This is a genomic window from Bacillus sp. UNC41MFS5 (genome assembly GCF_000686805.1).
The window spans coordinates 238,805-251,952 of record NZ_JMLP01000011.1; the positions used below are offsets into that span (position 1 = coordinate 238,805).

The following is a 13,148-nucleotide window of genomic DNA, read 5'->3' on the forward strand; positions in this document are numbered from 1 at the left end:
AGTTGGAAGTTAATATTTAATACCGCTGGCAACTGGTTCTGGTTTTCTTGTTGCTGGTTGCTGCTGATATAGTTCCGCTTTTCCGACTGAATTAAAGAGATGCATTTTATAATTAATGACCTTTTTTGCTTCAGTTATGCAATCTGGGTAAATGACGTTTGGATCCCAGTATTCAGTTGTGCTTAGAATTTCACGGGCTTTTGCAAAATAAGCATATTTCATATCACTTGAGATATTGATTTTACTAACTCCAAGCTGCAACGATTGGGAAATTTCATTGTCTGGGTTAGCAGAACCACCGTGAAGAACTAATGGAATATCAACGAGATCATTGATTTCTTTTAAAATATCCATTTGCAATTCTGGTTTGATATCTTTTGGATATATGCCATGTGCTGTACCAATCGCTACGGCTAGTGTATCCACACCTGTACGGGCAACAAAATCTTCTGCTTGAGCTGGATCTGTGTATGTAACCTTAGTGACGCCGCCTTCGACTGAATTTCCTGTGCTTCCGATAGTTCCTAACTCTCCTTCAATAGAAACCCCAACAGCATGAGCGATTTCGGTTGCTCGCTTCGTTAATGCAACATTCTCTTCATATGGAAGCAAGGAGCCATCAATCATCACCGAAGTAAATCCGCAGCGGATTGCGCGCAGGATTTCTTCAATCGAACCGCCATGATCCAAATGGAGGACAAATGGGACTCGGCTTTCATAAATGCGGTGCTTTACATAAGAGAAAAATTCATCTGTCAAAAACTCTAATTCCGATGGGTGAATGGCAATGATTGCTGGAGAATTCACTTTTTCCGCTTCTTCGACAACAGCTCTTAGGAATGAGCTATCGCAAACATTAAAGGCTCCAACCGCAAATTTATTTTCCTTCGCTACAGTAAGTAATTCTTTCATTGTAATTAACATCTAAGAATCCATCTCCTTTTTATTTAAAACCCAAAAATGTAGACGCTTACTTTTTGTAGAATAGTTTGCAGACTTAGTTTTTCAGCTATGATTCTGGTGAAAATTTATTTCGTCTAGTTGTGGACTAAATCCCTCCCTTATGATTGAGCCGCTGTTGTTTTAATTCTTTTTTTGAAAAAAAGGATTTTTTCAACTTTTACAGAATTACTAATAAAAAAATAGTTTCAAATACACGAGAAATTAAATTTCTTAGGTTTGGTCGCCGTGAAATTAAATTTCTTAAGTTCAATATAATGCTCCTTGTTTAAAAAAGCAAGTGATTTTTTTGATTTTTTTATTTATTTTAACTTTTTTGAAAATAATCACCCTTACCTACAGCTGTAGATAAGGGTGATTTTATGTTACTACTAATCCATTCAAGAGTTCTTAATCTAGTAATAATCAACCAGAATACAGCGACTTCATTCGTTCTTAGTCCCATTTTCCAAACCTTATTCCATAGGAGTTCCGACACATTTTGACAATAGCAATGGAAAATCGACGACTTTCAAACACTTTTATCGTATGATATGAACAACTGATTGTGATAGTTTGGAGGTTTATGAATGCGATTAAAAAAAAGGAAACGAAAACTTAGAAAATGGGTGAAGGTGACCGGCACAATCCTTCTAATTCTGTTAATTGGCGGCGGAGTCTACGGGTCCACTGTCTATAAATCTTTCAAAAATGCTGTTGCTGCGATGCATCAGCCAATGGAGCGGGAAAAATCTGAAAAACGCGAAGAACCTGTTTCACTTAAGGAAAAGGATCCTTTTTCGGTTTTAATGCTTGGTGTCGACGAGCGAGAAGGAGACTCGGGCCGCTCGGATACCATGATTGTATTAACGGTTAACCCTAACAATAATTCCGTTAAAATGTTAAGCATTCCTCGCGATACGCGAACTGAAATTATTGGAAAAGGGACGGAGGATAAAATTAACCACGCCTACGCCTTTGGAGGGATTCCCATGGCGTTGGATACCGTCGAAAACTTTCTCGATATACCAATTGATTATTATATAGAGGTTAACATGAAAGGCTTCACGGGAATGGTCGATGCCGTTGGCGGCGTAACGGTCACCAATGACTTAGAATTTACCCAAGATGGATACCATTTTCCAAAAGGAGAATTGACGCTAAACGGTAAAAAAGCGTTAAGTTATACAAGAATGAGAAAACAAGATCCTCGAGGTGACTTTGGCCGCCAAATAAGACAACGTCAAATTATTGAAGGGGTAATTAAAGAAGGGGCTAGTTTCTCAAGTTTAACCAAGTTCTCCGATATATTTACCGTCCTCGGCAAAAATGTAAAAACAAACCTTACGTTTGATCAAATGGTCGCTATTCAAAAAGGTTATAAGCATGTTGGGTCATCCATTGAGCAAATGGAGATAGAAGAAGAAGGAACAAGAATCGATAACATTTATTATGGATTGGTTTCAGAAGAAGAAATCCAACGTGTTCAAAAGGAATTAAAGTCAGAACTAGAAATTAAGTAAATAAAAGCTGAATGGAGATTCTCTCCATTCAGCTTTTTTCATAGTTCCCTTAACCGTTGCAAATGTGTTACCTTTACTTACTTCTAAGACTCTCTGATTCAACCTTTACAGAACTATGATTGAATTTGATGATGCAATGTCGTTCTGACTGAGCCTGGTCCTTTTATCAGAAGCTTGAAGAATTCTTCTACTTTTTCCCCCAAGCCAACTTCATACAAATCTATACCAAAGATTCTTTGGTTGGAGAGAATTGGTCGTAAATGACCACCGACTGAATCAACGTTACCAAATTCCACCTTTTGAAGATGTAACTGTAAATCTTCTAAAAGCGGATCCGGACTAATGTTCATTTCTTTTCCTGCATCATTTATGCCCAACAGATAACGGCACCAAGCTGCAATCGTTAATGGGATATATGATAGATCCTTTACATCTAGGTCTTCTCTTTCTAGATATAATTTGATCGTTTCCCCAAAGCGGATTCCTAGTTTCTGCGACGTATCTGACGCAATTCGCTGTGGTGTATCCGGATTATTAGGATTTGGAAAACGTACTTCAATGACTTCTTTTATAAATGCCATTGGGTCAATAATTCCAGGATCGGTGACAACCTTCATACCTTCGTCGTATCCGATTTTTTCGACTAATGCCTTCAAATCTACATCCTTCATTTCATCCGCAATCGAGGTATAATCAAGCAAGCATCCAAAGATCGCTAAAGCGGTATGAAGGGGATTTAAACAAGTACATACTTTCATTCGTTCGACAAGATCGACCACTTTTTGTTCGGTAAAGTAGACACCTACTTTTTCTAAAGGCGGTCTTCCATTTGGAAAACGATCCTCAATGACCAGGTATTCCGATTCCTCGGTATTCACAAACGGTGCAACGAGCGACCCATTTTTTCTTTTTGGAATGAGTTCGGCACTGCCAAATCCGATGTCTGTTAACTTTGCTTGTACGGTTACAGAAGGAAGTGGCGTAATTTTGTCAATCATACTCCATGGATACGTAATGAATGTTTCATCATTTAAATAGTCGATAAATCCTTGCTCCACCGCACCATTTTCCTCCCAAATTGAAGCTACTGTAAAAATCGCTTCTTTCAATTTGTCTCCATTGTGGGAAAAATTATCTGTACTTACTAGTGCTAAAGGAGACTTTCCACGTTGATATCTTTCATGTAAAAGCGTTGCCAATAAAAGCATGGTATGTTTTTTAGGCTGATCCAGTCCTTGCTCGATTTCTTCACGTACCGACGCTCGAATCTCCCCATTCATATCCTTTAAGTCATACCCTTTTTCGGTGATCGAAAGGGAAATGAATTGCAGGGATGGATGACTTGCCACTTCTTTTAAACGCTGCCATGAGGATGGACCGTTATAGGTTGCAATACTTTCGGCCACACTTGCAATTACTTCCATCTCCAATGAACCATCAGCTTTCATCACGACATCGAGGCTTAGATTATCATAGGGTTGATAGATTTTTTCAATCAACGCATCATCGGAGGTAGAAGCCACGATAATCCCTTTATCGGTTTCATTCTTCTCAATTAAATGCTGCTGTAAAACAGAATGAAACGCTCTAAATAAATTTCCGCCCCCGAAATGTAACCAAATCGGCTCCTTTTTCGTTTCTTCCCAAACCTCTTCAAAATTAAATGCTGGTGTTTTAATCCCGATTTCTTCAAATCTATCTTTATTGGTTTTTAGCTGGTCTTTTTCTAGTAATAGCAATGCGGCTCCTCCTTCTAACTTCATTACGCCAACAGCACTTTTGCAGACTTGAGTTGAAAATCAAAATATTCCAGTGCGTTGTTATAGGAGATATCCTGGACAATTTGCCCTAACCATTCTAAGTCATTGGGGTATTCTCCATTTTCAACCCAATTGCCGACGATATTACACAAGATTCTTCTAAAATACTCGTGGCGGCTGTAAGATAAAAAGCTGCGCGAATCGGTCAGCATGCCAATGAACCTGGATAATAAACCAAGATTACCGAGGATTTTCATTTGTGCTGTCATACCGTCAATGTGATCATTAAACCACCAGGCCGAACCAAACTGTACTTTAGACGGGATCCCGCCTTCTTGGAAATTACCGGCCATGGCTGCCAGCACTTCATTATCTTTCGGATTCAGGCCATATAGAATCGTTTTTGGAAGCTGCTGCTCCTGATCCAGTTCATCCAAAAGCAGGGAGAGAGGAACAGCAATCGGCTCGTCTCTAAACGAATCAACTCCGATATTCGGCCCAATCGCACGGAACAGACGAGTGTTGGCACTTCGCAATGCCCCAATATGGTATTGCATAACCCATCCTCGCTTGTGATAGGCCTTACCAAGGCTGACAAGTAACTGTGTTAAAAACTGATGGTTTTCCTTTAATGAGATCGACTCATGGTTCAATGCCTTTTGCACAATGCCATTGAGTTCTTGTCCCGTTGCTTTTTCATAGACAACGGTCTCAATACTGTGATCGGATAATTTACAACCAATTTCCGTAAAATAATCAATTCGACTCTCTAAGGCATCGACTAATTTTGTAAAATCGGTAATTTCAATCCCAGTCAACTTTCCCAGCTTGCCTATATAATCCCCCCATGACTGCGTTTGTTGAATCGCCATCACGATGTCCGGTCGAAATGCGGGCAAAACTGTGGTTGAAAAATCGGTGTCCTCTTGTAATAACTTGTGATAACGCAAATCATCAATCGGATCGTCTGTTGTCCCGATTAACGCAACATTTGATTGCTCGATTAAACTTCTTGCTGAAAAATTCGTGCTCTGGATTTTCTCATTACAGGTCTCCCAAATTTCTTTAGCAGTCGCTCCATTTAAGATGGTGTCCACATGAAAATATTGTTTTAACTCTAAATGTGTCCAATGATAGAGCGGGTTTCCCATCAATTTTTCGACGGTTTCAGCCCATTTGACAAATTTTTCGTAGTCATCAGCATTGCCCGTAATGTAGTATTCTTCTACTCCATTGGCTCGCATCGCACGCCATTTATAATGGTCGCCGCCTAGCCATAATTCGGTGATATTTTTATATCTTTTATTTTCATAAATTTCGCGTGGGTCTAAGTGACAATGGTAATCATAGATTGGCATTTTAGCAGCAAAGTCATGATAGAGCGCTTTTGCCGTTTCCGATTGAAGCAAGAAATCTTTGTCCATAAATGCTTTCATTTGATTCGCCCCTCTTATTAATTCGCCTTTGAACGAGGATGGTCAGCTGGTGTGCGGCCACCCCATAGCTTTTCATATTTATATCCTGTAAGTGCTTCTACCACTTCTTTTGTTTTTGGATTCACATCTTCTTTACGTCCATTGTTTTTCAAACGGCTAATTTCATCCACAAGAATACCATGTGTTTCTTTATTTAATTTAAACGTGAAAGCCGCAATTAACGCCACAAGTAGTAGTCCAACCACTCCAATAAGCATGATGCCTACAATGGTATGAACCGCACTTTCTGGCTGGGTGGTTGCTTTTTGAACAAAACCGCCGCCTTCCAAGATCGCACCAACTAAAAATGTAGCAAGGGCAACGGAAGATTTTCTAAAGAAGGTCATCACGGAGGCAAAGATCCCTTCGCGACGTTGTTTCGTAATCATTTCATCTACATCCGGAATAAACGGAAATACGTTCCAAGGTACGAATTCTAACATACTTCTTCCAATTTGATACACGAATGAAATTATTCCTAGCGTCAGGAATAAGTTATTTGGATGGAAGTAATAGACAGCCCCATATCCAAATACACAAAGAATCATCGTCGAATAAGAAATTTTCGCTAAATTTGCTGGTCCCATTTTGATCATTAGGAATCCATAAATGATAGCACCAGGAAGTCCAATAATACTAAAGGAAAGAAAATTGGCCGCCACTTCCGACGTACTATTCAAAGCATAGACACAGTAGAAAACGAACACTGCGTTAAATGCATCTTTAGCTGTCATCGAGCAAATATAAATTAATAAATGCTTACGGAAACTTTTTACTTTAAAAGTAGAAGCAAAATCAACAAGTGTTTGCGTAATCACTTTTAAATTTTCAGCAAAACTTTTCTGCTCTTTCTTTTGATGCGCAAATTGCTGCATTGCCTCTGGTGATACTTCTCGTTCCCATGTCGAGCGGAAAGAGATAAAGACACAAATAGCAAAGATGACAGCGAAAAGGGCACCGTTAATCAAAAATGCCGTCGGACTATCTTGCCCTAACACACCAAATAATTGACCTGGAATAAAAGTGGCCAAAAATGTACCCGTACCCGAAATAAACATTCGGGCGGTTGATAATTTCGTTCTCTTATTAAAGTCAGTTGTCATTTCTGATGGCAGTGTTTCCCATGGAATTAATACCATTGCCGCGATAATTTCAAAAGCTAAGTACGTAAGCAGATAATAGAAAAAGTTCATTCCAGTTACCCAAAGTAATACGTACACAAGCATTAACGGGGCGCCCAATAGTAAGAAAAACCTGCGCCGTCCATATTTTCTTCCTAATTTAAATTTAAAGAAGTTATCTGAAAAGCTTCCCATGAATAAACTGACGACGGCATCGACAATTCGTGCAATCGCGATAATGGATGCACCTTGTACTGGTGTTAAGCCCGCAAACGTCGTAAAGAAGAATAGCAGCCAAGCCCCAATAATGGTAAATGCCCCTCCGCCCATCATATCGGTTAAACCGAAGCCAATACTAGTTTTTAGCGAAATTTCCTTATTCTTTCTCGGCATTATAACGCCTCCCTTTATTTGTGAGATATACAACATAGAAACAAGTAAAACGCTTTCATGAGCCAGTGTAAGAAAAGGAACACTATCGGTCATATTCCTTCCTAACTGTCGTGATCGACACTAATCTTAAACTGTTTTCAATGTTTTCTTAGGAGCTGCTCCATTTTTCAGTAACACATTTGTATCCCATGCACCTTGTAAATACATAGCGCCTAATGCACGATCATATAAGCCATATCCTGGTCTGCATACTTCATCCCAAATATGTCTGCCATGGTCGGAGCGAATATATCCATCAAATCCATTTTCATAGAGGGCATTTACGATGCCTGTAATCGGTAAAGAACCATCGGCTACTCGGTGGGAAGATTCAATAAAGCTGCCATCTTCAAAATGTTTGACATTGCGAATATGGGCAAAAGCTATCCGACCGGCGAAGGATTGAACAATATCCACCAAATCATTCGCAAGATTTCCGCCTAACGAACCAGAGCAGAACGTTAACCCATTGGCTGGACTATCTACTGCACTTAGCAGCCGCCCAATATCTTCTTTATTTTTTACAATCCGCGGTAAGCCAAAGATAGAAAATGGCGGATCATCTGGATGAATGGCCATCTTAATTCCACATTCTTCTGCCACTGGGCATACTTCCTTCAAGAAGTAAGTCAAGTTCTCTAATAAATCCACTTCAGTAATATCCTTATATAGATCAAAGAGACGCTGTAAATCAGTTAATCTTTCAGGCTCCCAACCTGGAAGGGTGAAATCTTTTGCGTTTTCTTCCATATTCTTTACGACCTGTTCTGGTGTTAACGCGAGAGCTTTTTGAGCATCGAAGAATAAGGCGGTGCTTCCATCCTCCATCTCTTTAAATAAGTCGGTCCGGAACCAATCAAAGACTGGCATAAAATTGTAGCAGACGACTTTCACGCCAAATTGGCTTAAATTTTTCAAGGTTTGTTTATACGTCTGAATATAGTGGTCTCTGTTAGGCAATCCAAGTTTAATATCTTCATGAATATTAACACTCTCAACCACTTCGGTATTTAATTCGTACTCATTTGCTTGCTTTACTACTTCATCGATCTTTTCAACCGGCCAAACCTCTCCGACAGGCACATTATGCAGCGCCCATACCACTCCTTTGATTCCTGGGATCTGGCGGATTTGTTTTAACGTTATCGAGTCATTGCCCTCTCCGTACCAACGAAATGTCATTTGCATGTTGTTCTCTCCCTTGTGAGCGCTTTCCCACTTCTCAAAAAATTAAATATGATCTCTACTCCTGTGAATAAAAATATTCAGGAAATTCTTGTAGTAAAATGTCTTTTTCCGATAGCATCAATCGCAAATGTTCATTCATAAGTGCTTCTGCTTTTTCTTTATTTTTTTCTGAAATGGCTTGATAAATTTCTTTGTGATGGGCCAGTAATAATGCCCAGTCCAAATCTTTTGTATCGATGATTCTTAGCATTCTAAATCGATTTAGATGACCGGCCATATTTTGAATCATTCGCCAGGTGCGTTCTTTTCCACAAGCAATAAATAGCTCCTTATGGAAATCTTCATCCAAATTAATAAATTTTTCGATTTGTTGCTTCTCTATATGATTACTTACAAGATGCTCTTGCATTTTTAAGTTGACTTCTAAATTAAAAGCGGATTCTTCCGAAACGTTCTCACAGCATAATCCTACAATATTTGTCTCGATGACCTCGCGAACAAATCGTGCCTCTTCGGCAAGATCCAAATTAATTAGCGAGACGAAGGTACCACTTTGCGGGATGATGGTTAACAATTCTTCCTGGGCTAATTTTAAGAAGGCTTCTCTGATCGGCGTCCGACTAACTTTCAAACGGTCTGACATCGTCTTTTCAGAGATCTTTGTACCAGGAATTAATTTTAATTTTAAAATTTCCGCTTTTATTTCTTCATACGCAAATTCCTTTGCATTTACGGTGTTGTTTACCATTCGTTATCCTCTTCTCTTTTTTATACTGCAAATAGTATATCAAATGAGAATTATAAGATGAACCTCCTTTTCGGACTCATTGACATATTAGTATACTAATATGGTAGTTATGTGTTCATTATAAAGCGCCCACCATTTTTTTGCAAGCGCTTTTCTGTAGTTATTTAGTCATAAAAAAACGAATCCATCATTGAATGGGATTCGTTTCTTCAAATGTTTATGCTTCTTTTAACGTCCGCTTAAAAAATTCGGATCAAGAGCGGATGTTGGTTCATCGATTTGAGTATTTGGGTGTCAGGCACCCGATTCCTGTCTTTATTAATACTTTCGCATTTGAATGAATAAACATGTACAAGCGAAAGGGGCTAATCATGCATGGACAATCAGGGGTTCTTAAATTTTGTCATCTATAAATTACTCTCCCTCTCGATACAGTTCATCGCACTGTATCTCCTCATTCTATTATGTGAATGGATTGCGGAGAAAAAAGGCTATAACGTCTTTGAGAGATCCTGGTTAATCACTCTCATCTCATTGCCGCTATTAACCTTAATTATTTGGACAATCATTATTGGTAGATTTCATTTATTTTAATAACGGCCCCCTATTCGTTACCGTTTACCTTCTTTTTTAACCCGATGGGCACAATTAGCTGCTATTCGTTACCGTCTACCATCTTTTTTACCTTGGATGGGCACGATTAGCTGCTATTCGTTACCGTCTACCATCTTTTTTAACCTTGACGGACACAATTGGCTATTATCGGTTAACATGTACAATCTATTAGTCATAAATTCGCCTCCAAATAAAGTCATAAGAATATTTTACAATGATTACAAAATGTTAAAATATAAATAGAAGAAATTTACATCACATTTAAATGACTCACCTCAACTAGACTGAAACTTTCTATCTATCAAAATCGTTATAAATAGTAAAACTTGAAATGGATTGTGGGGATTCGGATGAAGACGAAAAATAAGCTAGTGCGGATGTCGAGGGTCCTCTCTCTGACCTTTAGCATTTTCCTACAAATTTATTGGTACAAGATTCGCAGAAAGCCGAAAGCGGAGTGGGAAAAACTGTGGGGGACCATCGGAGAACGGTTTCGCCAGACCCTGTTTGATTTAGAAGGCCTGCTCATCAAATTGGGACAAATCCTCAGCACGCGGGCCGATTTGCTGCCGCCTGCCTTTATCCGTCAAATCGAAGACATGACCGATAAAGTTCCGCCATCCGAATGGGGCGAGATTCAGGAAATTTTAGAAAAAGAATGGGGAAACCTGTATCATCAACACTTCCAATCGATTGAAGAAACCGCGATTGCATCTGCATCAATTGGCGAAGTGTACAAGGGCGTGCTCCATGATGGAAACGAAGTCGCGATTAAAGTAAAACGCCCGCATATTGATTCCATTGTCGATACGGACTTTCGAATTTTAAGTATTGTGATGTGGTTTGTGGATCACTTAATCCCTCTTCCAAAGGGTTTTATGAATTTTAAAGTTCTTTTTAAAGAAGTAAGGCAAGTGATTGTACGCGAACTGGATTATTCCCTAGAACTGAACACCATCCTGAGCTTTAAAGAGCGCTTTAAGGAGATGGATACCGTCCATATTCCCTCGGTGTATGCCGAATTAAGTACCGCAAATGTGCTAGTCATGGAGTGGGTCGAAGGATTACGGCTGACCAATAACGACGCCATCGACCAATTACCCGTGAGTCGCCAGGAACTAGCTCAACGGCTGATGAAGGTCTTTCTCCCTCAATGGATGGAACCTGGTCCCTTCCATGCCGATCCCCATCCCGGCAACGTTCTGGTCTCAAAGGAAGGAAAAATTATTTTACTAGACTTCGGAATGGTTGGAGAGCTTTCCAAAAAGGATGCTGGTTATTTTCAAGGTTTAATTGAAAGCTTTCTCGCTAAAAATTATCCGAAAGTTGTGGATTGCTTATTTCATTTAGGCGTGCTGCTTCCAGAAGCTGAATCCAGAACGATTGAACGGATATTGGCAGAATTCATCACCTTCCAGCCGGCCCAATTAAAAGAAATGGACCTGCTTGCCTTTAAGATGGAAATCAATGATATGATTCAAGCGCTTCCCATTCAGATTCCCACCAGATTTGTTTTTTTAGGTCGGTCGGTCGTCACGATTGAAGGAATCATCCGCAACTTAGCACCGAAGGCGGAGATCTTAGAGTTAGGGAAACCTGTGTTTATGGAATGGTTAAACAAACAAGGGAATAATAAATGGCTGTTTGTCTGGCAATGGCTCCAATCACAGCCAGTCTTCAAAATCTTTCATTCCGTAACAGAATTTCTGAATGCACCGCAAAAAATGGAGCAGTTAAAAGAAGTCGAACAACGAAGACAATTCCAATTCACCATCTATGAAAATACGAAAAAGCAATTATTCCAGTTAACCCTCTTCGGAATGACAGGCATAGCCGCAGGGCTCTATACCGCACACAACCTCATCTGGCAGCTTTCCGCTGGAGTTGCCGCTGTCTCGCTTGCTGGGTATGTTATTTGTAGTTATAAACTGAAGAAATGGATGAAATATATGCAGGAGAAACGGAGAGTTTAGATGAGGTAAGTGTTGTTTGATGGTGGTAGGGAAGGCCATAGGGACGATTCTGGTGGTCGTGTGTAACTTCCAATACAACCATGAATTCCGTCCCTTAGGTGTTCCTTTTCCATTCTACCAGAACAATTCCTTGTATCCTTTAAGTCTCGCAAGACCTTCAACAAAATAGTAGTCCCCATATATCAGTGGGTTGTCTGTATATTTCCCTTCAGGAAAATGGCTTGTGCCGTGGAGAATTAATCCCTCTTCCTCGCCTTCCCAATCACCATAATTCTTGTATAACGATTCGAGGATTTTCTCCCCAGCTCGTTGGTAAACAGGCGATTCCACGGCTGTCACTTTATCTGCTAATAATAGGAGGCCGCATGCAGCGATCGCACCTGCAGATGAATCTCTTGGAGAATCAATTCCAGCAGGAAGGCGGAAATCCCAATCTGGAACGGCATCCTCCGGAAGATGGGAGATAAAGAAATGTGCTACCCTTTTGGCTGTTTCCAAGTATTTTGCTTCACCTGTATAATGATAGCTTATTGTCAGACCATAAATCGCCCAAGCTGTTCCTCTTGACCATGCTGAATCTGGGCCGAATCCCTGTCCTCCCAACGCTTCAATCCTCTGCCCACTTTCAGGATCAAAGCGGACGATATGATGTACTCCACCATCACTCCTAATAAAATTCTCCAAGACCATATCCGCATGTTTTCTCGCTACACTTTTGAACCTTGGATCCCCTGTTTCTTCGGTCGCCCAATAAAGAAGCGGCAAATTCATCATACAATCAATAATCGCAACACCGCTATTGTCTTCTCCCTCATGCCACGGGTTCCACGCTCGAATGAAATTCCCATTTGAATTGAAACGTCCCATTAGAAGATTGGCAGCCAGTAGTGCACGCAGCTTGGAATCCTCCTCACCTAAGAGCTTATACCGTGCAACACTCGTTAAAGTCCACATAAAACCCATATCATGATCGAGACGGTAATAATCATTTTGAACTTTATCTAACTTTTCTTCACATTTCTCAGCTGTCAGCCTTAGGCTTTCATCCTGTGTATCTCGATACACTTGCCATAGAAGACCTGGCCAAAATCCAGCTGTCCACCAGTACGGTTCCTCAAGAGTATACTTTCCATCTTGACTTGCGTGGGGAAAATTAGCCCCTATTCTCTTACTTGTTCTGCCAATTTTTATTGTAACTTGCTCCCATGCTTCATCTACCCAGGGCAGTTGCTCTATCATCTTCTTCACCCTTCCTATTCAATATTTTAGTTAAATTATAGAATAACGGCAGATTCCATTCGTAACACTATTTTGATAAATGTTTAAACTATTTTGACTTATTTTTTTCAACATAAAAAAAAGTCCAGCGATCAA

10 protein-coding genes are annotated in these 13,148 nt (G+C 39.9%); 3 read left to right on the forward strand and 7 right to left on the reverse strand.

Features of this window, described 5'->3' with window-relative positions; all coding sequences use genetic code 11:
* Positions 1-9: 9 nt before the first annotated feature.
* Positions 10-924, reverse strand: a complete 915-nt coding sequence (locus tag BR30_RS0106085; protein WP_026564242.1) for a ketose-bisphosphate aldolase — start codon at positions 922-924, stop codon at positions 10-12.
* Positions 925-1,529: 605 nt separating this feature from the next.
* On the opposite strand from BR30_RS0106085, the gene tagU reads away from it, so the two are divergent.
* The gene (gene tagU, locus BR30_RS0106090; RefSeq protein WP_026564243.1) at positions 1,530-2,462 is read left to right on the forward strand and encodes a polyisoprenyl-teichoic acid--peptidoglycan teichoic acid transferase TagU; all 933 of its coding nucleotides are present in this window, start codon (positions 1,530-1,532) and stop codon (positions 2,460-2,462) included.
* Between the two features lie 113 nt (positions 2,463-2,575).
* Here the strand turns inward: tagU and BR30_RS0106095 are convergent, their stop codons facing one another.
* The 5 genes from BR30_RS0106095 to BR30_RS0106115 form a co-directional block, all read right to left on the reverse strand.
* The gene (locus BR30_RS0106095; RefSeq protein ID WP_035445098.1) at positions 2,576-4,225 is read right to left on the reverse strand and encodes a mannitol dehydrogenase family protein; all 1,650 of its coding nucleotides are present in this window, start codon (positions 4,223-4,225) and stop codon (positions 2,576-2,578) included.
* Complete coding sequence (uxaC, locus tag BR30_RS0106100) at positions 4,225-5,658, reverse strand: glucuronate isomerase (RefSeq protein WP_026564245.1); 1,434 nt, start codon at positions 5,656-5,658, stop codon at positions 4,225-4,227. The genes BR30_RS0106095 and uxaC overlap by 1 nt, the downstream gene beginning before the upstream one ends.
* Before the next feature lie 17 nt (positions 5,659-5,675).
* On the reverse strand, positions 5,676-7,211 hold the full coding sequence (locus BR30_RS0106105) for an MFS transporter (protein ID WP_026564246.1): 1,536 nt from the start codon (positions 7,209-7,211) through the stop codon (positions 5,676-5,678).
* 126 nt (positions 7,212-7,337) lie between these two features.
* Positions 7,338-8,438, reverse strand: coding sequence for a mannonate dehydratase (gene uxuA, locus BR30_RS0106110; RefSeq protein ID WP_026564247.1), 1,101 nt, complete (start codon positions 8,436-8,438; stop codon positions 7,338-7,340).
* Positions 8,439-8,493: 55 nt separating this feature from the next.
* Positions 8,494-9,186, reverse strand: a complete 693-nt coding sequence (locus BR30_RS0106115) for a GntR family transcriptional regulator (RefSeq protein ID WP_026564248.1) — start codon at positions 9,184-9,186, stop codon at positions 8,494-8,496.
* Between the two features lie 375 nt (positions 9,187-9,561).
* On the opposite strand from BR30_RS0106115, the gene BR30_RS36520 reads away from it, so the two are divergent.
* Both BR30_RS36520 and BR30_RS0106120 read left to right on the forward strand, forming a co-directional pair.
* Positions 9,562-9,780, forward strand: coding sequence for a hypothetical protein (locus BR30_RS36520; RefSeq protein ID WP_155928450.1), 219 nt, complete (start codon positions 9,562-9,564; stop codon positions 9,778-9,780).
* A 371-nt stretch (positions 9,781-10,151) separates the two neighbouring features.
* Positions 10,152-11,774 carry an ABC1 kinase family protein gene (locus tag BR30_RS0106120; protein WP_035445100.1) on the forward strand — a complete coding sequence of 541 codons (1,623 nt, stop codon included), beginning with the start codon at positions 10,152-10,154 and terminating at the stop codon, positions 11,772-11,774.
* Positions 11,775-11,888: 114 nt separating this feature from the next.
* Here the strand turns inward: BR30_RS0106120 and BR30_RS0106125 are convergent, their stop codons facing one another.
* Positions 11,889-13,013, reverse strand: a complete 1,125-nt coding sequence (locus tag BR30_RS0106125) for a glycoside hydrolase family 88 protein (protein WP_026564250.1) — start codon at positions 13,011-13,013, stop codon at positions 11,889-11,891.
* Positions 13,014-13,148 lie beyond the last annotated feature (135 nt).